This window comes from Luteolibacter sp. Y139 (genome assembly GCF_038066715.1).
Lineage (GTDB): Bacteria > Verrucomicrobiota > Verrucomicrobiia > Verrucomicrobiales > Akkermansiaceae > Haloferula > Haloferula soli.
In genome coordinates, this window is record NZ_JBBUKT010000010.1 from 167,525 (window position 1) to 191,175 (window position 23,651).

Consider the following 23,651-nt stretch of genomic DNA (forward strand, 5'->3'; position numbering starts at 1 on the left):
GCGACGGGCGATTAAAGATCGAGGAATTCGGACATGATCATGCCGATGTCCTTTACGATTTGGCGTAGCAATGGTGGTGCGATGTCGCGTCCGCGATGGTCCGGGACCGTGGTCTGTCGGCCATCAGGATGTTTGAATTGGCAATGGGATCCACGCTGGCGGATCATCTCGAAGCCATGCTTCCTGAGCAGGCGCATCACTTCTTGCGGCTTGAGAACGGGATCCCGGCCCATGACTAAACCGTCACGGTTTGAGTTCCCATGAATTCTGCTTCGAACTGCGGCTCACCTTCCTCCAGCAGCAACTCAAGGACCTCGCGAAGGTTCGCCTGGAGTTCGTCGAGCGACTCGGCCTGCGTATGGGCTCCCGGCAGGCCGGGAACATAGCCGACCAGTAATCCTGTCTCAGGGCATCGCTCGACGATGGCAGTGTAGGATCGCATGGGCTGGAGGATAGGCGCGAAAACGTCCGGCGGCAATTCTGGCGCTTACTTCGTCTTCTTCTCGTTCACCACGTGCACGCCGTGGGGATTGATCTTGGAGACGTAGACTTGGTTACCGAGGGGAATCGAGGAGAAGACCTTGGAGATGGCGTCGCCGACTTTCTTGGCGGTTTCCTCGCCTTCGCAGAGGGCGAAGACGCTGGGGCCGGCACCGGAGATGGAGAAGCCGAGGGCTCCGGCGGCGAGGGCGGCGCGCTTGGCCTTGTAGAACTCGGGGATGAGTTTCTGGCGGCGGGGCTCGGCGATGACGTCGTGGATCGAGCGGGAGATGAGGCCGTAGTCTTCCTGAATGATGCCGCAGAGCAGGCCGCCGAGGTTGCCGATCTGCTGGGTGGCATTCACGAGCGGGATGTCCTTCGGGAGGATTTCGCGGGCGACCTTGGTGAGGACCTCGATGTCGGGGTGCACCACGGCGGCCCAGAGGTTCTTCGGGGCCGGGAGCTGTGCGACATCGAGCTCGTCATTGCTGCGGATGAAGACGATGCCACCGAGGAGGCAGGGGCCGACATTGTCCGCGTGCCAGGCGCCGTCGGCCGAGGCTTCGCCGGCCATGGCGAAGGGGAGGAGCTGCTTTTTGGAGAGGGGTTCGCCAATGAGGTAGTTCACGGCGTAGGCACCGGCGACGGCGGAGGCGGCGGAGGAGCCGAGGCCGGAGCCGAAGGGCATCTTCTTGTGAATCTCCATCTCGATGCCGCGGTCGGTCATGCCCAGGTGGCGGAGCAGGTCGAGGGCGGCTACACCAGCGGTGTTTTTCTCCGGGTTTTTCGGCAGTTTCCCGTCGTCGCCGGTAATGGCTGTAATGTGAAGGCCGGGCTTGTCGCAGTGACGGACGACGATCTCGTCCCCGGGGGCGTCGATGGCGAATCCGAGCACGTCGTAGCCGCAGGCGACATTGGCAACGGTGGCGGGCGCGAAAACGCGGACTTCCTGGATGGCTTCCTTCAGCATGAGCGCGGCGGAGGTAGCAGCCGGGGCCCGGCAGGGCGAGGGCGAATATGGTCAGCAGAAAAAGGCCGTGTGGTCATTGATCACTCGGCACTTGCATCCCGGACGGGTTCCGTCTTCCCCTGCGGCTCATGCAGGTCGGCATTATCATGGGCAGCACGTCGGATTGGCCGACGATGGAGCACGCCGCGCGCACGCTGGAAGAATTCGGCGTGGCGTGGGAGGCGGAGGTCGTCAGCGCCCACCGCACGCCGGACAAGCTGTTTTCCTACGCCGAAGCTGCCCGTGGCCGTGGGCTGAAGTGCATCATCGCCGGGGCTGGCGGGGCTGCCCACTTGCCGGGGATGACGGCGGCGATCACCGATCTGCCGGTGCTGGGCGTGCCGGTGGAGTCGCATGCGCTCAAGGGGATGGATTCGCTGCTTTCGATCGTCCAGATGCCGGGCGGGATCCCGACGGCAACCTTCGCGATCGGCAAGGCCGGGGCGATCAATGCCGCGCTTTTCGCGGTGGCGATGCTTGCCGGGGAGGATTCCGCGCTGCTGGAAAAGTTGCAGGCCTTCCGCAAGAAGCAGAATGAAACGGTGAAGGCTGCGGAACTTCCCGGATTGCCGGATGTGAACCACGGATGATCTTTTGTCAGTGACTGCTCCTATCATTCCGCCGGGCTCGGTGCTCGGCATTCTCGGCGGCGGCCAGCTTGGCCGGATGTTCTGCATGGAGGCCCGGCGCATGGGCTATCGCACGCTGGTGTGGACCGGTGGCCTCGAGGCTCCGGCGATCGTGGTGGCGGACGAGGCGATTGATCTGCCGTTTGATTCGGCGGAAGCGCTGGAGCAGTTCGTGGCGAAGGCTGCGGTGGCGACGGTGGAGTTCGAGAACATCCCTCGCGAGACGATGGAGGCGGTGGCGGCGAAGATCGCGCTGCATCCGTCGCCGAATGCGGTGGCGATCTGCCAGCATCGCGAGCGGGAGAAGACTTTCTTAAAAGAGCATGGGATTCCGTGCGCGCCGTTTGCGGTGGTGGCGTCTGCCGATGAACTGGCGAAGGCGCTTGGCGAGATTGGAACGCCGGCGGTGCTGAAGACTGCGGCTTTCGGCTACGATGGGAAGGGGCAGCAGAAGCTGACGGGCGAGGAAGATCTCGCGGAGGTGTGGGCGAACTTCGGGACGGACCGTGCGGTGCTGGAGGCCTTCATTCCATTCGAGCGTGAGCTGTCGGTGATGGTGGCGCGCTCGGCTGATGGGTCGGTGGTGGCGTATGATCCGGCGGAGAACCGTCATCGTCATCATATCCTCGATGTTTCAATCGTGCCGGCGCGGGTGGGTCCCGCGGTGCTGGCGGAGGCCAAGGTGATCGCTTGCCAAGTGGCGGATGCGCTCCAATACGACGGCATCATGGGGGTGGAGTTTTTCCATCTGCCGGATGGTTCGCTGCTGGTGAACGAGATGGCACCGCGCCCGCACAACTCGGGTCACCACACGCTGGATGCGTGTGCGACATCGCAATTCGAGCAGCAGGTGCGGATCATCTGTGGGCTGCCGGCGGGATCGCCGAAGTTGTTGTCGCCGGTGGTGATGTTGAACCTGTTAGGCGACATGTGGCCGGATGAATCGGTGGCACCGGATTGGACGCCGTTGTTTGCGGATGGGTCGGCGTTCCTGCATCTCTATGGGAAGCGGCGCGCGGTGGGACGCCGGAAGATGGGGCATGCGAATTTCCTCGGGAGCGATGTGGAGGATGCGTTGAAGCGGGCGGAGGTGATCAAGGCGGAGTTGTTGAGGGGCGGGAGGTGAGGCTTGGGGGTAGACCGCCGCACTCCGCATGAGGTCTCCAGTTGGGAGACCGAGCGCTTGCGTGGCTTACCTGGCACTTCGTGCCAGGCTTTTATGAACCGTCCCGTTGGGACGAAGAATGCGTGATGCGACTTCTTGTGATGAGGAGCGGCGCGCTGTGATGAAGAAGAGACTCACCTTTGGCACTCCGGTTACCACCATGCCCAGCCGTGCTGGTTCCAGAAGGCTTGGAGGTCGCCTTCGTCGCCTTTGAAGACGTTCCGCTCCATGGGGTGGGCCATGTTGCCGAAGTAGCGGGGGCTGGGCCAGGAGCCGGTGTTGTAGTGCTTGGGGGTGGAGTGGCCGTTTTGCCAGACGACGCCGCCGTATTGCCACATGGCCCACTCGTCCCAGATGCCGTATTGTTTCGTCAGCTCGTCGGGGGTGAGGTTGTTCGAGCCCATGGAGCGCTCGGTGCCGGCGGGGCTGTAGAGGGCGATCCAGTAGGGGGAACGACGGATCACGGATTTCTGGGCGGGATTGGCTCCGTTCAGGCTGTTGCGGAGCCGCGCGCTGTTTTCCAGATAGGTCACGGGGGTCACGCCGGTGCGCTGTTCCACGCGGCGGATGAATTTGACGAGGCGCTCCGGTGAGGAGGCATTGTCGAAATCGCCGACGAGGAGGATCTTCCGCGAGGAGATCCCCCGGCTGCGGGCGGTGGCGCGGACGCGGTCGACAAAGGAGTCCGCCTGTGCGGCAGGATCCTGATTCATGGTGACGAAATGATAGGCGCCGAGCATGAGGCCCTGGCGGTCGGCTGAACTCAGGAAGTCGCCGAATTTGTCATCGAGCAGCGGGCCCTTGGCGGAGCGGGCGATGAGGCCGAGGGCGCCATTTCGCCGGAGGGCGGAGAGATCGTGCTGGGTGTAGCCGTCGCCGCCGCGCTGGCGTTCCTTCGGGTCCCAGCCGGAGACATTGAGGACGGCGGGGGAGCCGGAAACGCTGGTGCCGCCGAAGCCGCCGCCCCCGCAGGAAGTGAGGAACAGGGCCGTCAGGAGGAAGAGGGCAGGGGTTTTCATGCCACAGCCAAACACGCCGCTGTGGGCCGTGTCGAGGGGCGGTTCGCGGCGAAAGGCGTCGCTCGACAACCGGGATTTTCGCCCCTAGCCTCCCCGCCCCTATGAAATTCCACCTCACTCCCGGCGTGCTGGCTTTCGGTCTCGCCACCCTGATTCCGGCGGCCGCCCAGAAGGAAGCGCCCGCTGAGAAAACCGCCGAAGAGGCTCCGGCCGCGCCAGCCGCGCCGATCGACCCGGCGAAGGTGAAGACCCAATCGTCCTACGGCCTGGGTTTCCGTGCCGGTGGTGAATTTGCGCAGCAGTATGGCCAGTTCGGCATCACGCCGGCGGACATTGAAAACGAGTCCTTCCTCAAGGGTTTCATGGCCGCCTTCAAGGGCGACAAGCCGGAAGTCTCCGAGGATGACCTGAAGAATGCGATGCAGGCGCTCGGCGAACTGCTGCAAGGTCGCGAGAAGGAAGGTGCCGCGAAGAATCTCGAGGCCAGCAAGAAGTTCCTCGCTGAGAACGGCAAGCGTTCCGGCGTGACCACGACCAAGAGCGGCCTCCAATACGAAGTGCTCAAGAAGGGCGGCGACGAGAAATACGTGGCGCCGAAGGAAGGCGAGCCGGAGAAGCAGTTCATGGTGCACTACAAGGGCACGCTGATCGATGGCACCGAATTCGACGCTTCTCCTGAAGGCGAGCCGGTGCCGATGGGCATGCAGGTGATCGAGGGCTTCAAGGAAGCGCTCACCACCATGCCGGTGGGTGCGAAGTGGAAGCTCTTCATCCCGAGCGAAATGGCCTACGGTGACCAACGCCGCAGCGCCGAGATCGCGCCGAACAGCGCGCTGATCTTCGAACTCGAGCTGGTGAAGATCCAGGACGCTCCGGAGAACCCGCACGGCGAAATGCCATTCCCGCTTCCTGAAGGTGCCGCACCGGGAGGTGCTCCCGAGGGCGAGTAAGCACGACCGCTAATGTTTTTTTTCCGGCCTGCGGGGATTCACTATCCCTGCGGGCCTTTTTGTTTTCCGCGCTACGCGGGTGCTCATCACTTGAAGTCCGAAACGGCGAAGTCGACGTGTCCCGATTGGTGGCCATCCGAACGTTGCCACCCCATGCGGAAATAGAACGGCTGCCCGTGATCGGCCACCCAGCGCCGGAAGTCCTGAAACCAGGGATCTACGAGCCCAAATGTCTCCTCCAGAGTCAGGGTCCGGATGTAAAACTCCGGTTCTTCCTGCAGCTTCTCGCGAACATGGCTGGCAAGGGCCTCGAAGGATTCCGACTGACTCATGGGAAAGGGTTGGTTATTTCCGTTTGCCTGTCCCTTGGTTCCAAAAGCTGAACTCGTGCTCGAAGCAGGTGCCGGACAGGTCCAGCAGCTTTTCTTCGACGAAGCGCCGGGCATCGCTGACGCCTTGGTTGTAGGCGATGGGTGCAATCTCCGTGAGGATGTAGTCTAACAGGAAGCCGGCCTGCATTTCGCCGATGTCCTGCTCCAGTTCCTTTTCGAGATAGCGACCGATGGACTGGATTGCTTTCTTGCGTTGATCAGGCGTCAAGCGGACTGGCATGGCTCAGGATGCGGCGGCGGGGTGGATGCATCAAGGCTGCAGTCGGGGGCTTCCGGAGTGTGCCTGTGGATGACGAGGCTCTTGATCCCCGCGGGCCTTTTTGTTTTCTGGGGAACGATGAAGCTCACTTACTACGGACACGCCTGTGTCGGCATCGAACTCGCCTGCGGCACCCGCCTTCTCTTCGACCCATTCATTACGCCGAACGGCCTCGCAAAGGCGGTGGATGTGGATGTGATTCCGGCGGACTACGTGCTGCTGACGCATGGGCATGAGGATCACGTGGCGGATGCGGAGCGGATCCTGAAGCGCACCGGGGCGACGCTGATTTCGAATTTCGAGATCGTGTCGTGGTATGGGGCGAAGGGGATCGAGAAGGCGCATCCGATGAATCTGGGAGGTGGCTTCAATTTTCCCTTCGGCCGCGTGAAACTGGTGAATGCCATCCACTCGTCGGTGTTGCCGGATGGGAGCTATGGCGGGAACCCGGGGGGCTTTGTGATCGAGACGCCGCACGGGTGCTTCTATGTTTCGGGTGACACGGCGTTACATGCGGACATGAAGCTGTTAGGCGAGATGCACTCGCTGGATTTCGCGGTGATGTGCATCGGGGACAATTTCACGATGGGGCCTGCGGATGCTGCGCTCGCTGCGGAGTGGGTGGGGGCGAAGCACGTGGTGGGGGTCCACTACGATACCTTCCCGCCGATCATGATCGACCGGAAGATCGCGGCCGGGGAGTTCGCGAAGAGGGGTGTGGAGCTGCTGCTGCCGGCGATCGGGGAGACGATGGGGATGTGAGGCTGGCTGCTACTTCGAGATCAGTGGCTTGACCGTCTCATCGTCACCTTTCCAGCGGTCGATCACGCCTTTTTGTTCCACTTGGAGCGAGTCATTGGGCAGGAGCTCGATGTTCTTGTGCTTCAGGTTGTGGAAATCGAGGCAGTATTGCTTGCCGGCCCGGAGCAGGACGACGTTGCGGCTGCCGAAGTCATTGCGGCCGCCAGCGGCGTCGATGGCCAGGATGACGGTCATGCCCTTGCGGAAGGTGGTTTGGCCTGCCTTCCGCACCTGGCCGCCGATGCTGACGATGGTCTCGTTGGGATCGACGATGACTCCCTTCAAGACCTCGGCCTGGATGGAGGGCTTGGTGTAGATCTGCTCGGCGCGGTAGGCGGCCTCGATGGCGCGGGCGAGTTGCTCAGCATTCAGGCCGCGGGCGGTGACGGGCTTGTCCAGCAGGGGCATGGCGATGGTGCCGGATTCGCCGATGCGGTATTGGCCGTTCACCTTGGCTTGCTCGTCGCCTTCCACGCCGAGGAGGCTGATTTTCACAGTGTCGCCGGGCTCGAGGCCGGCGAGGGCGGGGGAGATGGAAAGGACCATCGAGAGGAACAGGGCTGCTTTCATCGGCATGAACTTTGTGTGGCAAAGTTTATTTGGGCAAGTCAATCTTTCCGCCTCGTCATTCGCGCGATGATGGAAAGATTTATGTCACAATCCGGAGCCCTGCTGGCAATGCCCTATGAAAGCCATGCAAGCCCTCGCCCTATCCCCGCCTGAACCGATGGACCGGCAACGCTTCACCGAACTCGTCCGCCTGCATCACCTGACGCTGCTATCCTACGCCCGGGCCCTGGCCGGGGCGGAGAGCACGGCGCGAGAGCTGGTGCAGGACGCTTTCGTCGCGGCGTGGCAGAGTGTCGGGAAATTCGAAGTGACCCGGGACTTCGCCGCGTGGATGCGCGGGATCGTGCGCAACAAGTGGCGCGAACACTGCCGGCTCCATGCGCGGGAGGTGCCCTTTGACGAAGCGGCGCTCTCGCATCTGGAGGAAACGCTGGCTCCTCATTCCGGTGGGGATGCCGCTCTTTTCGCCCGGCTGGCCGAGTGCCGGGAGAAGCTGCCCGAGCCGATGGCCGAGGCGCTGCGCGCGACCTACGATGAAGGTCGTACCAGCGACGAGGCCGCCTCGATGCTGTCCCTGAATGCTGCCGCCTTTCGCAAGCGCCTGGAGCGCGCCCGCGAGGCGCTGCGGCTGTGTCTCTCGAAAAACAACTGACCCTTTTCTTTTCCCATGAATCCTTCTGAAGATCCGAATGATCGTCTGCTCGACTCGCTGCTGCGCGAGCAAGCGCGTGGCAAGGCGGACGATGAATTGCTGCAAGGCATCGAGGCCCGGCTGGATGTCGGGAAAGCGCCTGCGCACCGGCGGCAGAGAAGCCCGCGGGCGATGATCTGGTCGGCGGCTGCTGCGGCGGTGGTGGTATTGTCCATCGGCGTGATCACCTGGCAGACGCACCAGCTTCCCTCGGGAGCGCAGGTGCTGGCGAAGAGGGATGCCCAAACATTCAGGGCTTCGTATGACCCCGCCGTGGAAGCGCACAAGAGGATCGCGAAGGAGGCGGGCCACGTTTTCAAAAAGATCGGGAGCGATCGCTCGACAGAGCTGGTGTTGCCCGAGGCGGCTTCGGGTCCCGAGGTTGCGCTTGAGGCGGATCCATTTGCCTCCGGCGGAAGCTTGGCGATGAACACAGGGCCTGTGGCTGACCCGTTCGCCAGTGACGACAGCGCTGCGCTTTCCGGAGGGACGGACGCCGCGCCTGCGCCGGCTGCGGGGCTTGGTCTCGGCGGCGGTGCGGGAGGGGGAAGGAGTACAGGTGCGGGATCCGGGCCTGCTGTGGCTGCGAGGCCTTCGAAGCCCATTCCCAACGTGTGGTGGTTGGGGAGTGGCCCGGCCTCGCTTGACAAGGCCAAGGCGCCGGAAGAAGCGCTGGGGCGGTCTAGGGACCCAAGGCTTGCTGTTGACGATGGACAGTCCCGCGAGAACTACGGCCGTCTCGTGGACCAGCCGTGGAAGTCGCCGTGGCAGGATGCGCTTTCGACCTTTTCGATCGATGTCGATACGGCTTCCTACACGAATGTCCGGCGGATGCTGATGGAGGGTCGCCCGGTGCCTGCGGATGCGGTGCGGATTGAGGAACTGGTGAACTACTTCGACTACCGCTATGAGGGTCCGAAGGGTGATGGGCCATTCGCGGTTCATGGCACGCTGGCGACTTGTCCGTGGAGTCCGCAGCACTTGCTCGCCCGGGTGGCGATCAAGGGGCGTGAAATCGAAGCGAAGGCCCGGCCGGCTTCGAATCTGGTGTTCTTGATCGATGTTTCCGGGTCGATGCAGGAACCAGACAAGTTGCCGCTGCTGAAACGCTCGATGCGGGTGCTGTTAGATCAGCTCGATGAGCGGGACCGGCTTGGCATCGTGGTCTACGCTGGCAGCGAGGGTGTGGTGCTGGATCCGACGAAGCTGGATGAGCGTGGCTTGTCCGCGGCGATCCAGGCGATTGAAAAGCTTGAGGCCGGGGGCTCGACCAATGGCGGGGCGGGGATCAAGCGCGCCTATGAGATGGCGTCGAAGAACATGGTGCCCGGCGGTGTGAACCGGGTGATCCTTGCCACCGATGGTGACTTCAATGTGGGCACCACGGGTCAAGGCGATCTGGTGAACCTCGTGAAGCAGGGCGCGGCGAAGGGCGTGAGCCTGAGTGTGGTGGGCTTCGGCACTGGCAATTTCAATGATGCGATGCTGGAAGCGATCACCAACGATGCGGACGGGAATTACTTCTACATCGATGGCGATCAGGAGGCACGCCGTGTGTTCCTACAGAAGCTGACGGGGACACTGGTGACGATTGCGAAGGATGTGAAGATCCAGGTGGAGTTCAATCCGGGGAAGGTGCAGGCGTATCGTCTGATCGGGTATGCGAACCGGATCTTGCGCCATGAGGATTTCAACAATGACAAGGTAGATGCCGGGGACATCGGCGCGGGGCATACGGTGACCGCGTTTTATGAAATCGTGCCGCCGGGGGTGGCGATGCCGAACACGGGGAACGTGGATGGCCTGCGCTATCAGAAGACGGCGGAGAAGAAGGAGGTAGTGCCGAGTGATGATTGGCTGACGCTGAAGCTGCGCTACAAGCATCCCGAGGGCGAGGTGAGCCAATTGATCGAGACACCGTTGAAGGGTGAGCCGCAGCCGTGGGAAAAGGCAGGTCATGATTTCCGCTTTGCTTCGGCGGTGGCTCTTTTCGGGATGAAACTGCGGGAGATGCCGGAGATGGCGGACGTGGCTTGGCAGAAGGTGGTGGAGATCGCACGTCCGGCGGTGGCGGATGATCCGCGGGAGCAGCGGTCGGAGTTCATTGAGATGGTGGCCAAGCATGGGCGCTTTGCGTTGCCGCCGATGGTGACGGCGGAGCCGCAGGTTGATGCGCTCGAGGGCGTAAGCTATCTCAAGGATGAGTCGATCCAGTGGTATGTGATGTTCGGCTTCGAGGCGGGAGGGAAGTGGGCACCCAGGCTCACAGGGCTCACATCGGGCCACAAGGTCCTCGAGAATCGTGTTAGTGCGCTTGAGATGCTGGACTTGGGCGATACCTTCTTCAAGGACGGCGTGTTTGCCGATCGCTTCAAGTTCATCGGCCTTGAGATGAGAAATGTCACAAGTGAGAAAACCAAGCTCACCCAAGAGGTGAAGATTGCGATCTATGAGGATTTGAAGCCGAACAAGAAGGGTACGAGGTATGAGTCTCGGGCTGGCTTGCCGGATGCGGAGCTGAAGGGGAAGGCCTACTATGACCGCACGGCGATCTTGAAGTCGGGTGACCAGGAGATGGCGGTCGAAGAACGGACCTCGTTCAAGCTGCCGGGGGATCCGAGCGGGAAGGAGTATTTCCTGAAGGATGTGACTCCGCAGGGTGTGGTGGTCGAAAGCAAAGGCGCGAATGGGGAGGTGGTCACTCGTGAGATTCTGAAGGCGAGTGGGGAGTAGTTGGGTGTGCGGGGGCGAGGTGTTGCGACGCTTCGCCCCCTGTTGCGCCATGAGGAATGTGGGCGCGCCGTTCACACCGTGTCGACGGAACGTCGACACCCCTTATGGGGCTGCGCTGCGCTTGCCCGGAACTTATTCTATTTAGCCCCTTAGGGACGCTGTCGGTTGTCGGGCGGAATGAATTCCGCGCTCCCAGTGTTTTACATTCCGCCTTCGCAGAGTTTCTCGCGGCGGTCTTTGACGAGTTTCACGACGAGTGAGGTCCAGCCGGTTTGGTGGGAGGCGCCGAGGCCTTCGCCGGTTTCGGCGTGGAAGTATTCGTGGAAGAGGAGGAGATCCTGCCAGTGGGGGACGTCGCGGTAGCGATTGGCTCCGCCGAAGCAGGGGCGGCTGCCGTCCTGGCCGGGGCAGAAGAGGGCGATGAGGCGGTCGCAGAGGTCGATGGCGACTTCACGCAGGGTCTTCTCCACGCCGGAGCGGGTGGGGTACTCGATCTTGAAGCTATCGCCGTAGAAGTGGTGGTAGCGCTCGAGCGCCTCGATGATGAGGAAGTTCGTGGGGAACCAGATGGGGCCGCGCCAGTTCGAGTTGCCGCCGAACATGCCGGTGTCGGATTCGCCGGGTGTGTAGGTCACTTCATTGCGCTCGCCGCCGTGTTCGAAGACGAAGGGCTCCTTGCCGTGGGCCTTGCTCAAGGAGCGGATGCCGTATTTCGAAAGGAACTCTTCCGGGTCTAACATCCGGCGCAAGGTCTTGCGGAGCTGGACTTCCGAGGGAATGGCGAGCAGGCAGAGGGCGGATTTCTTGTCATCATTCGGGCGGCGGACGCTGATGTATTTCAGGATATCCGGGCGGCTGGAGAGGAACCAGTCCATGCGGCTGCGGAAGCCCTTGAGCTTTTCGATCTTCGTCTGCTTCAGGACGGTAACGGCGCACATGGGGAGGAGGCCGACGAGCGAGCGGATGCGCAGTGGCAGCGGCTCATCGTGATTCACGATGAGCTGGTCGTAGTAGAAGCCATCGCGCTCGTCCCACAGGCCGGTGCCGCCGAGCGAGTTGATCGCGTCGGTGATATTGACGAAGTGCTCGAAGAACTTCGATGCGATGTCCTCGTAGGCGGGCTTCTCTTCGGCTAGCTCCAGTGCCATGGCGAGCATGAGCAGGCAGTAGGAGGCCATCCATGCAGTGCCATCGGCCTGGTGGAGCTTGCCGCCGTCGGGGAGCTCGTGGGAGCGATCGAAGACGCCGATATTGTCGAGGCCGAGGAAGCCGCCGCCGAAGACGTGGCGGCCTTCCATGTCCTTGCGATTCACCCACCAGGTGAAGTTCATCAGCAGCTTCTGGAAGCAGCGCTCCAAGAAGAGCAGGTCGCGGTTGCCCTTGGGGTCGGCGATCTTATACACGCGCCATACGGCCCATGCGTGGACGGGTGGGTTTACATCGGAGAAGTTCCACTCGTAGGCCGGGAGCTGGCCATTCGGGTGCATGTACCATTCCCGTAGTAGCAGGAGGAGCTGCTCCTTCGCGAAGTGCGGATCGACCGCAGCGAAGGGGATCATGTGGAAGGCGGAGTCCCACGCGGCGAACCATGGATATTCCCACTTGTCCGGCATGGAGAGGACATCGCGTGCGAAGAAGTGCGACCAGTCGTGATTGCGGCCATCGAGCCGTGCGGCTGGTGGTGCAGGGCCGTCCTTGTCACCCTTCAGCCAGTCTTCGATGACGTAGTGATAGAATTGCTTCGTCCACAGCAGGCCGGCGTAGCCTTGGCGGCAGATCAGGTATTCGTCTCGAGAGAGACCCTTTGGAATGACCTCGTGGTAGAACTCGTCGCACTCTGCGACGCGTGCGGCGAAGGTTTCGTCGAATTGGTCGAGTCCGCCGAGGCCATTGTCGTTCTTCACGGTGTGAAGGCGACAGCGGATGGTGATGCTCTGGCCGGGCGGCACATTAAAAACGAAGTGCGCGGCGGCTTTTGTGCCCGAGGGGTAGGGCGCGACGGCATTCCGGTCGCCGTGGATGAGGAGCTTGTGGAAAGCATCCTTTACCTGCGGGGCAGGAGAGCCGTAGCCGTAGACGGAGGCGTAGTCGGTCTCGTTTTCAGTGAAGAGCCAGTTGGCGTCGCCGCAGTCCGGCGAATCGGCGTAGAAGAAGTATTCGCCGAGCGACTCGTGGGAGACGTGGATGCGGCCGTCCTTGAGTTCCATGGAGGGCTTCTTCAATGGCGTCTCGCGGTCGCTGCCCCATTTCCAGATATTGCGGAACCACAGCATCGGCAGCACGTGGATGGGTGCGGGGTCGGGGCCGTGATTGGTGACGGTGATGCGCCAGAGGAGGTCTTCCGGCGAGCGCTTGGCGACCTCCTGGACGACATCAAAGTAGCGGCCGTCATTGAAGATGCCCATGTCGGCGAGCTCCAGTTCGGGGCCGCCGCGGCCGAGAGCGGCATTCCGCTCGCGGATCTCCGAGTAGGGGAACTTGGCGTGTGGATACTTGTAGAGCGCCTTGGTGTAGGAGTGGGTGGGGGTGGACTCGAGGTAGTAGTAGCACTCCTTCACGTCCTCGCCGTGGTTTCCCTCATTGCCGCCGAGGCCGAAGAGGCGTTCCTTGAGGATGGTGTCCTTGCCATTCCAGAGGGCGGGGGCGAAGCAGAGGCGTCCCTGGCGGTCGCACCAGCCATTCAGGCCATCCTCGCCCCAGCGGTAGGCGCGGCGGCGGGCGTGGTCGTGGGGGAACTCGCTCCAGCTATTGCCGTGCTCCGAGTAGTCCTCGCGCACGGTGCCCCACTGGCGCTCGCTGAGGTAGGGCCCCCAGCGTTTCCAGTTCTTTGCACGGCCTTCGTCTTCCTGGAGACGTTCCTGTTCGCGGGTCACGGCGGAGGTGTAGAGCAGGAACCGTGCACTCTGCCAGAAAGAGTGTGTGGGTCTTTCGTGCCAAATGAGAAACAACGGATTGCGAGGGGCGGAAAATCGGTTAGGCCGGAGGTTGATGAGCACTTCGACCCTGATTCCGCCTGCCGTGATTCCGCCCGCCGAGGCCAAGACTTACCACGCTTTCGGCGATACCGCGTCCTTCCTGCTGACCGGCGAGCAGACCGGTGGTAGCTACACGATGTTCGTGAATGTGACAGCTCCGGGTGGTGGACCGCCGCCGCATCGGCACGAGAACGAGGACGAGTGGTTTTACGTAGTCGAGGGCCGGGCGGAGTTTTTCCAGGATGGTGAGTGGGCGGAGGTGCCGGCGGGCACGGCGGTCTTCATGCCGCGGGGCTCGGTTCACGCGTTCCGGAATGTGGGGGATACGCCGCTGAAGCAGATCATCCACACGGCACCCTCGGGGTTTGAGACGTTCTTCTCCCGGATGGCGGAGGAGTTCAATCGCGATGGCGGGCCGGATATGGAGCGAGTGGGCGCGGTCAGCGCGGAGCATGGGATTTACTACGTCTAGGAAAGACGTGGCCCCGAGCTTCATGAAAAGCGGGCGGGAGGCGGATCGAGAGAGATGCTATTCCTCGATCCGCACGAAGTAGCGATCACCGCGGCCGGAGATGTCGATGATTGCCTTGTAGATGCCGGAGGCGGACATGCTGGTGACCACGGTGGTGGCGCTGTCGAGATTGTCGTTGAATCCTCCGTCGAGAGAGGAGCTGCCGCGGATTTTCCAAGGGTTGATGCCGAATTTGTTCGCGCTGCCTGAGAAGTCGATGAACAGGGTATTGCCGATGCGCGAAACGCCATGGACAACGGGCGTGGCGGAGGCGAGAGCATCGCTTGGCACGGAAGGGCCCGCTGAATTGAAGTCGATGAGTTGGCCGAATTGCAACTCGTAGAGGTCGTTCGGAAGGAGGGCTGGAGAGCTGTAAAAGCGATTGGCACGCAGGGCACCCGACTTCGCTACCATGGAGAATCTCGCGAAGGGAGACTTGCCTCCGGAAGTCTTGTTCGTCGGGGTTTGCAGGAGGTCTCCCACCCGGTAGGTGCGAGTGATCACTGGGTTCTGGTTATCCTGGGTGATCCCGTCCAAGCTGAGGAAATACTCCCGCGCGATGTCGCTCTGAGCGTCCTGCACCTGTCCCTTGAGCATGTCGACTTCGAAGTCCTTGAAGAAGGGATGGAGAGTCGTGGTTCTCATTGACTTGGCCTGCACGGTGACCGTGTCGTCCAACTTGATGGCCACCCAGCCCGACCCTCCCATGTCGGAGCTTTCAAAGCTGTAGCGCGACGCGTTCGGGCGCTTGCCGTTGTAGTAGGAAAGACAATCCGTCTGAAAGCCTGCACGCGGATCATTCAAGACGGAAAGCGGGAGCGGATTGGCAATGGCTTCGAAGCCAAAAGTGTTCGAGGTGCGATTGTCCCGGTTGGTCAAGTTGCTACCGGCATTCCAATCGAAGACGGAGCGCGGAATGTAGATGCTGCTATTCTCAAAGGACCAGGTCCAGTTTTTCTCGACCCAAGCCGAGAAGGTTTTGCTTTCGCCGGGTTGGAGGACGACAGGTTCTCCGGGAGTTCCATCGGACTTCGGGGAACTCAAGGACAAGGTGAAGGTTTTCTCGGTGTTCGGATCGGTCTCGTTGGCGATTTGGAAGCGGGCGAGCCCGTGAAAGTTTCCGTTCGAGAAGTCGCTGCGGAGGAAGACATCGTTTTTCTTGAAGGCGAAACCGACCGGTGGGTCACAGATCCTGACCCGGCAACGGGGCATGGTCAGCGACTCGTTGTAGGGATTGTAAAGGGTGACGGAGGGTTCGTACACGAGGTGGGGAACGGCGTAGTTGGTGTTTCCCGCGGGGACGCCGTTGAGGTTATAGAAATTCACCCGGTCGGGGATGTGACTGTAGTGACTCACCATCGAGAAGATGATCTCGACCTTCGCGATGACGGGCCGCGGGGTCGTCGTTTGGGCGACGGTGAGGGAGGTCAGACTGCAGAGGAGGCCGAGGCAGAAGACCGTGGAGGAGTGATAAGGCATCGGGACGCTACGAATGGAAGACGGGCGGAAACTTGTGTCAATCTTGGGAGAGGCGTTCACCGGGGTGTTTCCTTTGTCTTCACATGAAATTCACCTGGACCTTGCCTTGGCGGCAGGGAATCGCGGAGGGGAAATGCATTTCGCCTTGAGGGGCGGAGTGGCGTTGGGGGAGAAGAAGGCCGCGCCATGAACCGTATCGACCGCCTCACCGGAATGATCCTGCTGCTGCAAGGGCAGCGGGTGATCACGGGCGAGCAGATCGCGGAGCATTTCGAGATCAGCGTGCGGACGGTGTATCGCGATCTGGCTGCGCTGGGTGAGGCGGGGGTGCCAATTGTCGCGGAGCCGGGCGTGGGATATAGCCTGGTGCGCGGGTATCACATGCCGCCGGTGATGTTCACGGAGGATGAGGCGGCGGCGTTATTCATGAGCGGGGAGGTGACGGAGCAGATCGCGGATGATTCGCTGAAGCAGGCGCTGCGCGCGGCCTTGCTGAAGGTGCGCTCGGTCTTGCCGCAGGAGAAGCGGGACTACTTGAACCGGCTGAAGGATGCGGTGGGCGTGTGGTTCCGCAGGCCGGATGATGGGGTGAAGCGCGAGTCGCTGATGCCGATCCAGGATGCGATTGTGCGGCGGCTGTGCCTTTCGATCCGCTATAATACGGCGAACCGCGGGGCGCTGACGGATCGCATTGTAGAGCCGGTGGGGCTGATCTTTTATTCGCGGCAGTGGCACCTGATCGCGTGGTGCCGGATGCGGTTCGATTTCCGGGACTTCCGGTTGGATCGGATGGCGCGTTGGGAAGTGCTTGGCGAGTGCTTCGAGGGGCACGCGGGATTCTCGGTGAAGGATTTCCTGAAGGAGAACATCGAGAGCCATGAGCTGACGCCAGCGACGGTGTTGATCGAGCGGGAGGCTTTGGAGCGCTTTCGCAACGAGATGCCGTGCACGCCGGTGTCGAGTGAAGTGCAGGCGGATGGGCGGGTGAAGCTGGAGCTGCTGAGCTTCTCGATCCCGTGGATGGCGGAGTGGCTGTTAGGCTTCGGTCCGCGGGTGGAGGCGGTGCATCCGCCGGAGTTGCGGGAGAAAATGGGGGAAGTGGCGCGGGCGATTGCGGAGAGGTATGCGGAGGAGGCGCTGGTGTGAGTGATGCGAAGGGCGCTATTCCTATTTCTCCTGTGCGGGCGATTTGGGCGGAGCAGGGGGACTGTCGGTGTCGGGCTTCTTATCGGGATTGTCCTTCTCTTCTTCTTCTTGTTTGCCGAAGACGATCTGCTTGCCGTGCCACTGGTCGCCGGCCTTGTGGAAAGCCAGAACGCCGGAGCGATCCGTGGAGACGTAAATGTCGCCATTCGGAACGACGGCGATTCCGTTCAAGTAGTCGCGGAACTGATGTGGGATGAGGCATTCGACTTGTTTTCCTGTCAGGCGGTAGATGCCGGTTTCACTGGCGAGGACGTAGAGAGAGTTTTCCCTACCCAGAGCCAGGCCACTGATGTCGCTGACAAAAGGCTTCAATTCGCCTTGGTCTCGATCAGATTCCCCGTGGATCAAGGTATGCCATTTCCCTGAAGGCTCACGATGGTAGAGGCCGCGCCATGTGCCACCCATGTGGGACAAGCCGGTCGCCACCCAGAGTTCTCCGCTGCGGGGTGAGATGATGGATTGGATCGGATTGTTCTCGGGTATTCCGGCGTCGTCTTTGAGGGGCTTTCCGCTCAGTTGGACCCACTTGGAATCTGCGGCACCGAGGTCGATCGAGCCTAGGGCACCGCCCCACTCCCCGTGATTCCAGCCGCCGTAGAGAATGTTGCCGTCGAGGAACCAATTGGCGCCGTAGGGATGGTCGGTGAGGAATTCGTCGTGGAACTTGGGAACCTTGGGCAGTTTCCGGCTCTTCCATGTCTCACCCTCCAGCCACCATATGATGTCTTCCACGATAGCGGCTGCTTCGTGATTCGTGCCGATCAGCCGAGGGGTGGTGGACGGCGAGTCCGTGGCGAAGAATGCGTGAAACTCGTCAGGCACCGGCAGAGGTCGCAGTTTGGCATCCGCCGTTTCTCCCAAGATGACTGCCTTCAGCTCGCCTTCGGTTGGCTCAATCGCTCCGAGGAAGATGCGACCCTTGGAGCCGGTCCCCACGTCCAGGAGCAATTCAATGCCGTCGATGTTCACGGGAGACAGCTCTTTCGCCTCGAAGCGGGCGAACATGTAGCTGGCGTGGGCGGGAGCGTAGAGGGAATCGCACTCTACCAGCACTCCATCCCGGTAGGGGATCATCTTGCGGGTGTATGCCTTTTGCTCCGCGAGCTTCTCGGGAAGAAGCGCTTCAGCGAAGGCGCTGCTGCCGATTGCAATGGCGGCTAACAGGAGGAACGTGCGGGGCTTCATTTGGGTGCCGGCGGAGCTTTTGATCTTTCTCGTGAGATGCGAAGGGAAGGCTGCGAATCGGAAGGTGGATATCGCCGCCAGACGCATGAGGCGTGCTTTCAGCACGCGATGATCATTGGCAGTTTACCCGGCACTTTGTGCCGGGCTTTTATGAGCCGTCCCGTTGGGACGAAGATGCGCTGGACGAGGGCAATCCCGCGGGATGAAGGAGTGCCGTTATACGAGGGGAAACCGCTGGAGGAAGACATCCCGTTACGAGGAGATGCTGTTAGAACGCCGCTTCCATCACGTGGAAGCGTGACCCCAGGTGGCCGGGGTGGGTGAGGGTTTGGAAGGCGCGGAGATCCTTTTTTGCATCGTCATCGGTGCGGCCTTCCATTTCGAGGAGCCAGGGGCGGGCGACGTGGGTGAGGAAGCGGCCTTGGGGCTCGAAGCGGATGACTTGGCCGCCGACGGCATCGATGTCGGCGGCGAGGCCGGTGAAGTCGACGTGGGCGGTGATGTCGATCTCGCCGGGGGAATCGAGCGGGTCTTCGCCGGCGCGGTGGCGGGAGAAGGTGCGCAGGGTGCCGGTGGTGCGGGCTTCGTGGTAGTAGTCGTCTCGCGGGAAGCCGTAGTCGATCCAGAGCATGCGGCCGCCTGCCATGGAGGAGGCGAGGGGCTGGAGGAATTCGCGGACGCTGCGGCCGCGGACTTCGGTGCGGTAGCCGGCGGGCATGACGGGGAGGTTTTCCACGACTTCCGCGGCGGCGGGGCCGAGGGGGTGCCAGAGGAAGGTGCCGTTTTCATCGACTGCGACGCCGAGTTCCAGCCAGCGGGTGCCGTCCGACTCGATGACGTGGAAGAGCAGGGCGTCGATGACCTCGTTTCCGAAGACGAAGGTGGGCAGGGGATCGTCCGCCAGCAGGGTGGCGCTTTCGAGGACGGCGGCGCCGGGGACGCGCTTGCGCTGGATGCGGGCGAGGTGGGGGAGGGGCTCGATGATGACGTATTCCAGCCCGGCATCGGCGGAAAGGCGCTCCAGGCCAGTGATGATATCGGCGGCGAGCGAGCCATCGTTGGCGCCGGTTTCGAGGACGCGCCAGCGCTCCGGGGAGCCGGAGTTCTGGTGCCAGGCGGCGATGTGGCGGGCGAGCAGGCGGCCGAAGAGGGGGCCGATGCTGACGCTGGTGATGAAGTCGCCAGCCTTCCCCACCTGGCCGGCGGGGCGGGCGTAGTAGCCGTCCTCCGGGTCGTAGAGGGCGGCGGCCATGAAATCCGGGAAGGAAATCGTGCCGGATGCGCGTATTTTCTCCCGGAGCCTGTCCGCCAAGCCTGGTCCGGGAGATGCCAAGCCCGGTATTGCGCAATCGCCTTCCGGCGGGTATGCGGAGGGGGCACCGGGGACGTTCCGGCCCCTGTCACGATCGGATTCCTGCATGGCCACCAGCGAAAAAAACAATCGGAAGAAGCCGGGTAAGCGGCGCTTCTACAAGCGCAAACGCTTCTGGGGCTTCTTCCTGCTCTTCTGTCTGCTTGTCGGCGGCCTCGGACTGGTGGGCGCGGAGCGCTTCACCCGGCCGTATCGCGAGCATGCGGATACCTTCGATCTGGCCCGCATCAATGACCTGGAAATCCCGAGCCTGATCCTGGACCGGAATGGCAAGGAGATCGGCCGTGTCTTCGTCCAGAACCGCAGCGTGATCCCGATCACGCAGGTGCCGCAGATTTTCATCGATGCGCTGCGCGCGGGTGAGGACCAGCGCTTCGAGACGCACGATGGGGTGGACTACATCGGCATCGTCCGCGCGGTGTGGCTGAACTACAAGGCCGGCGAGACGACGCAGGGGGCGAGCACGATCACCCAGCAGCTGGCGCGGAATGCGTATGACCTGGAGGCCGAGCGCAAGGCGAAGAACCAGTCCGGCTATGAGCGCAAGCTGGTGGAGGCCTTCCTGGCCCGCCGGATCGAGAAGCGCTACCAGAAGAAGGAGATCCTGGAGTTCTACCTGAACCGCATCTATTTCGGCAGTGGCTTCTACGGGATCCGTTCGGCATCGCTCGGCTATTTCGGCAAGGAGCCGAAGGATCTGGATGCGCTGGAGAGCTCGGCGATCGTCGGGTGCATCAAGAATCCGAGCAATCTTTCCCCGCTCAACAATCCGGCGGCGAACCAGACTTCGCGCAACCTGGTGCTGGGTCGGATGGTCGACATCGGCGCCCTGCGTAGCAGCGAGGCCGCGAAGCTGCGGGTGACGCCGCTGAAGCTGAATCCGAAGCCGCTGCAACGTGGCACGACCCACCTCTACGAACGCGTGGCGGATGAGATCCGTCGGGTGCTGGGTGAGGATGCGCTGGCGGCCGGAGGCTTCCGCATTCACACGTCGATCGATGGCGAGGTGCAGCGGGCACTGGAGCAGAGCCTGCAGAAGAGCCTGGACAAGGCGGAGCAGCATCAGGGCTACGCGAACCAGAAGCGCTCGCAGTACAAGAAGTCGTCCGGCGCGCCGCCGGAGTATCTGCAGGGCGCGGGCCTGATGATCGATCACCAGACGGGTGAGGTTCTCGCCTATGTCGGCGGACGCAGCTATGAGGATGCGCCGTATGATGTGATCGAAATGGGCCGCCGTCCGCTTGGCACGGCCTTCCTGCCCTTCCTCTATGCCGCGGGTCTGGAGCAGGGGATGGGTCCGGCGTCGCTGGTGGATGACGAGCAGATGGACAATCGCTCGGTGATGGTCGGCGGGCGCGAAGGGGTGCTTGGGGAATGGGGCATGGAGACCGCGAAGCCGCGCTACGAGGGCAAGATCACGGTGCGCCGCGCGCTGGAGACGTCGAAGATCGCCGCGGCCGTCCGTTTCGCCGGTATGGCCGGGCTTGAGAATGTCCGGAAGTGTGTGGCTCGCTTCGGCTTGCCGATGAAGGACGCGGAGCTGCTGCCGCGCATGGCGGTGGGCTGGGAAGCTGCGTCGCTGAAGGAAGCGGTGCGCGGGATTTCCGCCTTCGCCCGCGGTGGCGCGACCGCACCGACGCAGTTCACGATCGTGGATCGCATCGACAACGCCACCGGCAAGTCGGTCTATCAGCGGGAGATTCACGCGCCGACCCGCCTGGAAGCCACCGACGATGCGACCGCTTTCATGGTGCACAGCATGATGCGCGGTGGGATGGAGCGGGGGAATGTGGCGGGACTCGCCGAACGGATGGTAGAGAAGCCCTTCACCGGTGCGGGCAAGACCGGCACGACGCATGATTTCTCCGACAACTGGTTTCTCGGCTACAATGGCCGCGTGAGCTGCGGCGTGTGGGCTGGCTTCCTGCAGCCCGGCAAGACGATCTACGAGGGCGCCTTCTCGAAGGACATCGCGATGCCGGTGTGGGAGGATGCGATGAATGCGGCTGCGGCGAACTATGGCGGCAAGGTCATTTCCCAGCCGGACTCGGTGGTGCAGGCGGAAATCTGCCGCGTCTCCGGCCAGCGCGCGACGCCGTATTGCTACGATACCTATACCGATGCCGCGACCGGGGCGACGCTGACCGGGCCCTCGAGGATAACGGAATTTTTCCGCAAGGGCAGCGAGAACCTGCCCTTCTGCCCACTGCACTCGGGTGCCGCGGTGACCGATCCTGGAGCGGCTTCCGGGAAGAATCTCATCCCTACCGCCTGGATCGATACCACGCCGGTGCGCTCGAAGGCACCGGTGCTGCTGGGAGAAGATCCCTACTACACCGAACAAGTGGTGCTGGATAGCTCGGCGCAGCCCACTCCGCGCAACCGGACGAATGTGCTGGATAGCTTCGACCTCGGTGACGGCGAGGCGAAGATAAAGCTGCCGTGGCCGGACCGGCTGAAGATTTCGCCGGAGTAGCGGGAGTGGCGGAAATTTAACCGCAAGCGATGGCCCTTTGGGGTTCGTCTGATCGTTGCGGTTGAGAAACCAACGGTTGCGTCAGCGTGTGGATGAAACCCTTGCACCTCCGCTGCGCACGTCGCAGCCTCCCCGCGTGTCCGACACGGTGACCACCGCCAGACGCTGGAATAGCTTCGTGTGCCCGGGATGCCGCTGCGTCTTCCGGGTGCCGCAGGATCACGATGGCACGGGGGTGGTGTGCCCGGCGTGCCGCATCATGCTCCGCTTGCCGGGGCCGGATGATGAATTGCCGCCGCTGATGTCCCAGCCGGTCGCGGAGGCGGGACCGGTGGAGGTGGAGGAATACGATGAGGAGACGGGGTCGGACGAGGCTGTGGCAGCCGTCCGCAGCGACCGGAATTTCATCGCGATCCTCGCCGTGGCTGCGGTCGTGCTGGTCGGGATGGTGGCTTGGTGGATGGCTCCGGAGAAGAAGCCACCGGCAGCGATTGCTGAGTCGGGGGAGGTGCCGAAACCATCGGCCACTGGAACGACCCCGAGCGCGACTGCTCCGGGGCCCGGTGGCGTCACGGTGGAGGCGCCGAAGCCGCTGCTGATCGAGATTGAATCGACGGTGAAGACTTTCCTGGAAGCGCGCACCCGTGAGGAGGCGCTCGCCGTGGTGTTCGATCCCGCTGCGACCTCTGCCAAGTGGGATGGCTGGCTTGCGGGTGAAGCCTATAAGGCTCCCGGTTTCCAAGGTCTGGTCGGCGAGCCGGTCACCGCGGGCACCGGCGAGGGCGCAGTCTCCACGGTGGAGGTCCGCACCGGTGATTTCAAGGTGCGCGAGATCAATCTGGTGAAGCACGATGGTCACCAGAGGGTGGACTGGGACAGCTGGGCCGCGTGGTCGGAGATGTCATGGGAGGAGTTCCGCACCAAGAAGCCGACGGAGCCGGTGCTCTTCCGCGTCCAGCTTTCGGTGGTGGAGTATTTCAACTTCGACTTCCGCGATGACCGCGAGTGGTCGTGCTATCGCCTCGATTCGCAGGACGGCCTGGAATTCTTCTACGGCTACGTCCCGCGTACCGGAGCGCTGGACCAACGGGTGCGTCCGGCCGATCCCGGCGCGAAGGTGAAGTGGACGCTCAAGCTGAAGTTCCCGCCGAAGGCCACGCGCGACAATCAGGTGCTGATTGATAGTGTTGTCTCGGAGGGCTGGGTGGCGAAGAAGCCGGAGAACTGAGTCGATGGGGTACCGTTGGTGAATTTGGATCGTGGAAAAGAACATCATGATCAAGACCGCGATCCCCGTGCTTTCCGTTTCCGATTCTGGAAGGGCTGTGGACTACTACTGTCGGGTCCTGGGCTTTGAGAAGATGTTCGCCTATCCGCCGGATGGGGCGAAGCCCGAGCCGCGATACATCGGCCTCGCGCGGGATGGGGTGTGGCTGCACTTGCATTCCTACAAGCCGGAGCGCGCGGGGATGACGGATGCGTTTCTTTGGGTGGCCGACGTGGACCAATTGCATGACGAGGTGTCTGCGAGAGGCGCGGATGTGCAATTGCCTCCGACCGATCAGACGTGGGGAAACCGTGAGCTTATCATTCGCGATCCGGATGGGAACGTGCTGGTGTTTGCCACGGATCCGAAGGTGGTGCGGGGTTGATTCTGCCTTGCGATGAAAGGGGCTCTCGGTTAGCGAGATTGGTCTGATTCCTATCCATTATTCTGCCCAAGTGGGATTGCCATGACACCGGAACACA

General features: G+C 62.4%; 22 protein-coding genes. 11 read left to right on the top strand and 11 right to left on the bottom strand.

What is annotated here, in order from left to right; genetic code table 11:
• Positions 1-11: 11 nt before the first annotated feature.
• The 3 genes from WKV53_RS21995 to WKV53_RS22005 are packed head-to-tail and all read right to left on the bottom strand — an operon-like array spanning position 12 to position 1,450.
• A complete protein-coding gene (locus tag WKV53_RS21995) occupies positions 12-233 on the bottom strand; it encodes a type II toxin-antitoxin system HicA family toxin (protein ID WP_341406966.1) in 222 nt (73 codons plus the stop codon).
• 2 nt (positions 234-235) lie between these two features.
• Positions 236-442: a type II toxin-antitoxin system HicB family antitoxin gene (locus tag WKV53_RS22000; protein ID WP_341406967.1), complete on the bottom strand. Its 207-nt coding sequence runs from the start codon at positions 440-442 to the stop codon at positions 236-238.
• Between the two features lie 45 nt (positions 443-487).
• Positions 488-1,450, bottom strand: coding sequence for a homoserine kinase (locus tag WKV53_RS22005; RefSeq protein WP_341406968.1), 963 nt, complete (start codon positions 1,448-1,450; stop codon positions 488-490).
• A 128-nt stretch (positions 1,451-1,578) separates the two neighbouring features.
• Here WKV53_RS22005 and purE point away from each other — a divergent pair, with 128 nt between their 5' ends.
• Complete coding sequence (purE, locus tag WKV53_RS22010) at positions 1,579-2,079, top strand: 5-(carboxyamino)imidazole ribonucleotide mutase (protein WP_341406969.1); 501 nt, start codon at positions 1,579-1,581, stop codon at positions 2,077-2,079.
• Between the two features lie 10 nt (positions 2,080-2,089).
• Positions 2,090-3,244, top strand: a complete 1,155-nt coding sequence (locus WKV53_RS22015; RefSeq protein ID WP_341406970.1) for a 5-(carboxyamino)imidazole ribonucleotide synthase — start codon at positions 2,090-2,092, stop codon at positions 3,242-3,244.
• Positions 3,245-3,435: 191 nt separating this feature from the next.
• Here WKV53_RS22015 and WKV53_RS22020 read toward each other — a convergent pair whose 3' ends face one another.
• Complete coding sequence (locus tag WKV53_RS22020) at positions 3,436-4,302, bottom strand: GH25 family lysozyme (protein ID WP_341406971.1); 867 nt, start codon at positions 4,300-4,302, stop codon at positions 3,436-3,438.
• 101 nt (positions 4,303-4,403) lie between these two features.
• On the opposite strand from WKV53_RS22020, the gene WKV53_RS22025 reads away from it, so the two are divergent.
• Positions 4,404-5,252 carry an FKBP-type peptidyl-prolyl cis-trans isomerase N-terminal domain-containing protein gene (locus WKV53_RS22025; RefSeq protein ID WP_341406972.1) on the top strand — a complete coding sequence of 283 codons (849 nt, stop codon included), beginning with the start codon at positions 4,404-4,406 and terminating at the stop codon, positions 5,250-5,252.
• A gap of 86 nt (positions 5,253-5,338) precedes the next feature.
• On the opposite strand, the gene WKV53_RS22030 is transcribed toward WKV53_RS22025, so the two are convergent.
• Positions 5,339-5,584 carry a hypothetical protein gene (locus WKV53_RS22030; RefSeq protein WP_341406973.1) on the bottom strand — a complete coding sequence of 82 codons (246 nt, stop codon included), beginning with the start codon at positions 5,582-5,584 and terminating at the stop codon, positions 5,339-5,341.
• 13 nt (positions 5,585-5,597) lie between these two features.
• Positions 5,598-5,864 carry a DUF2164 domain-containing protein gene (locus WKV53_RS22035; RefSeq protein ID WP_341406974.1) on the bottom strand — a complete coding sequence of 89 codons (267 nt, stop codon included), beginning with the start codon at positions 5,862-5,864 and terminating at the stop codon, positions 5,598-5,600.
• 117 nt (positions 5,865-5,981) lie between these two features.
• On the opposite strand from WKV53_RS22035, the gene WKV53_RS22040 reads away from it, so the two are divergent.
• Positions 5,982-6,665: a metal-dependent hydrolase gene (locus WKV53_RS22040; RefSeq protein ID WP_341406975.1), complete on the top strand. Its 684-nt coding sequence runs from the start codon at positions 5,982-5,984 to the stop codon at positions 6,663-6,665.
• Positions 6,666-6,674: 9 nt separating this feature from the next.
• On the opposite strand, the gene WKV53_RS22045 is transcribed toward WKV53_RS22040, so the two are convergent.
• A complete protein-coding gene (locus WKV53_RS22045) occupies positions 6,675-7,274 on the bottom strand; it encodes a polysaccharide biosynthesis/export family protein (RefSeq protein WP_341406976.1) in 600 nt (199 codons plus the stop codon).
• A gap of 115 nt (positions 7,275-7,389) precedes the next feature.
• Here WKV53_RS22045 and WKV53_RS22050 point away from each other — a divergent pair, with 115 nt between their 5' ends.
• Positions 7,390-7,926, top strand: coding sequence for an RNA polymerase sigma factor (locus WKV53_RS22050; protein ID WP_341406977.1), 537 nt, complete (start codon positions 7,390-7,392; stop codon positions 7,924-7,926).
• Between the two features lie 15 nt (positions 7,927-7,941).
• Positions 7,942-10,698, top strand: a complete 2,757-nt coding sequence (locus WKV53_RS22055; protein WP_341406978.1) for an Amuc_1099 family pilus-like system protein — start codon at positions 7,942-7,944, stop codon at positions 10,696-10,698.
• A 200-nt stretch (positions 10,699-10,898) separates the two neighbouring features.
• On the opposite strand, the gene WKV53_RS22060 is transcribed toward WKV53_RS22055, so the two are convergent.
• Entirely contained in the window at positions 10,899-13,571 is a 2,673-nt protein-coding gene (locus tag WKV53_RS22060; RefSeq protein ID WP_341406979.1) for an MGH1-like glycoside hydrolase domain-containing protein, read from the bottom strand.
• A 145-nt stretch (positions 13,572-13,716) separates the two neighbouring features.
• On the opposite strand from WKV53_RS22060, the gene WKV53_RS22065 reads away from it, so the two are divergent.
• Entirely contained in the window at positions 13,717-14,145 is a 429-nt protein-coding gene (locus tag WKV53_RS22065) for a dimethylsulfonioproprionate lyase family protein (RefSeq protein ID WP_341406980.1), read from the top strand.
• Positions 14,146-14,202: 57 nt separating this feature from the next.
• Here WKV53_RS22065 and WKV53_RS22070 read toward each other — a convergent pair whose 3' ends face one another.
• Positions 14,203-15,663 carry a hypothetical protein gene (locus tag WKV53_RS22070; RefSeq protein ID WP_341406981.1) on the bottom strand — a complete coding sequence of 487 codons (1,461 nt, stop codon included), beginning with the start codon at positions 15,661-15,663 and terminating at the stop codon, positions 14,203-14,205.
• A gap of 186 nt (positions 15,664-15,849) precedes the next feature.
• Here WKV53_RS22070 and WKV53_RS22075 point away from each other — a divergent pair, with 186 nt between their 5' ends.
• Positions 15,850-16,809 (top strand): helix-turn-helix transcriptional regulator, encoded by a 960-nt coding sequence (locus tag WKV53_RS22075; protein WP_341406982.1) that lies wholly within the window; start codon positions 15,850-15,852, stop codon positions 16,807-16,809.
• Positions 16,810-16,830: 21 nt separating this feature from the next.
• Here the strand turns inward: WKV53_RS22075 and WKV53_RS22080 are convergent, their stop codons facing one another.
• On the bottom strand, positions 16,831-18,054 hold the full coding sequence (locus WKV53_RS22080) for a hypothetical protein (RefSeq protein ID WP_341406983.1): 1,224 nt from the start codon (positions 18,052-18,054) through the stop codon (positions 16,831-16,833).
• Positions 18,055-18,322: 268 nt separating this feature from the next.
• Positions 18,323-19,306 (bottom strand): class I SAM-dependent methyltransferase, encoded by a 984-nt coding sequence (locus WKV53_RS22085; protein WP_341406984.1) that lies wholly within the window; start codon positions 19,304-19,306, stop codon positions 18,323-18,325.
• A 166-nt stretch (positions 19,307-19,472) separates the two neighbouring features.
• On the opposite strand from WKV53_RS22085, the gene WKV53_RS22090 reads away from it, so the two are divergent.
• The 3 genes from WKV53_RS22090 to WKV53_RS22100 all read left to right on the top strand — a co-directional run bounded on the left by WKV53_RS22090 (position 19,473) and on the right by WKV53_RS22100 (position 23,554).
• A complete protein-coding gene (locus WKV53_RS22090; RefSeq protein ID WP_341406985.1) occupies positions 19,473-21,902 on the top strand; it encodes a transglycosylase domain-containing protein in 2,430 nt (809 codons plus the stop codon).
• Between the two features lie 136 nt (positions 21,903-22,038).
• Positions 22,039-23,130 carry a flagellar basal body-associated FliL family protein gene (locus WKV53_RS22095; RefSeq protein ID WP_341406986.1) on the top strand — a complete coding sequence of 364 codons (1,092 nt, stop codon included), beginning with the start codon at positions 22,039-22,041 and terminating at the stop codon, positions 23,128-23,130.
• Between the two features lie 31 nt (positions 23,131-23,161).
• Positions 23,162-23,554, top strand: a complete 393-nt coding sequence (locus tag WKV53_RS22100; protein ID WP_341406987.1) for a bleomycin resistance protein — start codon at positions 23,162-23,164, stop codon at positions 23,552-23,554.
• Positions 23,555-23,651: the final 97 nt, after the last annotated feature.

Excerpts from the sequence above, each read along its gene's own strand:
- WKV53_RS21995 (WP_341406966.1), bottom strand. The coding sequence starts at position 233 with ATGGGCCGGGATCCCGTTCTCAAGCCGCAAGAAGTGATGCGCCTGCTC.
- WKV53_RS22000 (WP_341406967.1), bottom strand. The coding sequence starts at position 442 with ATGCGATCCTACACTGCCATCGTCGAGCGATGCCCTGAGACAGGATTA.
- WKV53_RS22005 (WP_341406968.1), bottom strand. The coding sequence starts at position 1,450 with ATGCTGAAGGAAGCCATCCAGGAAGTCCGCGTTTTCGCGCCCGCCACC.
- purE (WP_341406969.1), top strand. The coding sequence starts at position 1,579 with ATGCAGGTCGGCATTATCATGGGCAGCACGTCGGATTGGCCGACGATG.
- WKV53_RS22020 (WP_341406971.1), bottom strand. The coding sequence starts at position 4,302 with ATGAAAACCCCTGCCCTCTTCCTCCTGACGGCCCTGTTCCTCACTTCC.
- WKV53_RS22025 (WP_341406972.1), top strand. The coding sequence starts at position 4,404 with ATGAAATTCCACCTCACTCCCGGCGTGCTGGCTTTCGGTCTCGCCACC.
- WKV53_RS22030 (WP_341406973.1), bottom strand. The coding sequence starts at position 5,584 with ATGAGTCAGTCGGAATCCTTCGAGGCCCTTGCCAGCCATGTTCGCGAG.
- WKV53_RS22035 (WP_341406974.1), bottom strand. The coding sequence starts at position 5,864 with ATGCCAGTCCGCTTGACGCCTGATCAACGCAAGAAAGCAATCCAGTCC.
- WKV53_RS22040 (WP_341406975.1), top strand. The coding sequence starts at position 5,982 with ATGAAGCTCACTTACTACGGACACGCCTGTGTCGGCATCGAACTCGCC.
- WKV53_RS22045 (WP_341406976.1), bottom strand. The coding sequence starts at position 7,274 with ATGAAAGCAGCCCTGTTCCTCTCGATGGTCCTTTCCATCTCCCCCGCC.
- WKV53_RS22050 (WP_341406977.1), top strand. The coding sequence starts at position 7,390 with ATGAAAGCCATGCAAGCCCTCGCCCTATCCCCGCCTGAACCGATGGAC.
- WKV53_RS22055 (WP_341406978.1), top strand. The coding sequence starts at position 7,942 with ATGAATCCTTCTGAAGATCCGAATGATCGTCTGCTCGACTCGCTGCTG.
- WKV53_RS22070 (WP_341406981.1), bottom strand. The coding sequence starts at position 15,663 with ATGCCTTATCACTCCTCCACGGTCTTCTGCCTCGGCCTCCTCTGCAGT.
- WKV53_RS22075 (WP_341406982.1), top strand. The coding sequence starts at position 15,850 with ATGAACCGTATCGACCGCCTCACCGGAATGATCCTGCTGCTGCAAGGG.
- WKV53_RS22080 (WP_341406983.1), bottom strand. The coding sequence starts at position 18,054 with ATGAAGCCCCGCACGTTCCTCCTGTTAGCCGCCATTGCAATCGGCAGC.
- WKV53_RS22085 (WP_341406984.1), bottom strand. The coding sequence starts at position 19,306 with ATGGCCGCCGCCCTCTACGACCCGGAGGACGGCTACTACGCCCGCCCC.
- WKV53_RS22090 (WP_341406985.1), top strand. The coding sequence starts at position 19,473 with ATGGCCACCAGCGAAAAAAACAATCGGAAGAAGCCGGGTAAGCGGCGC.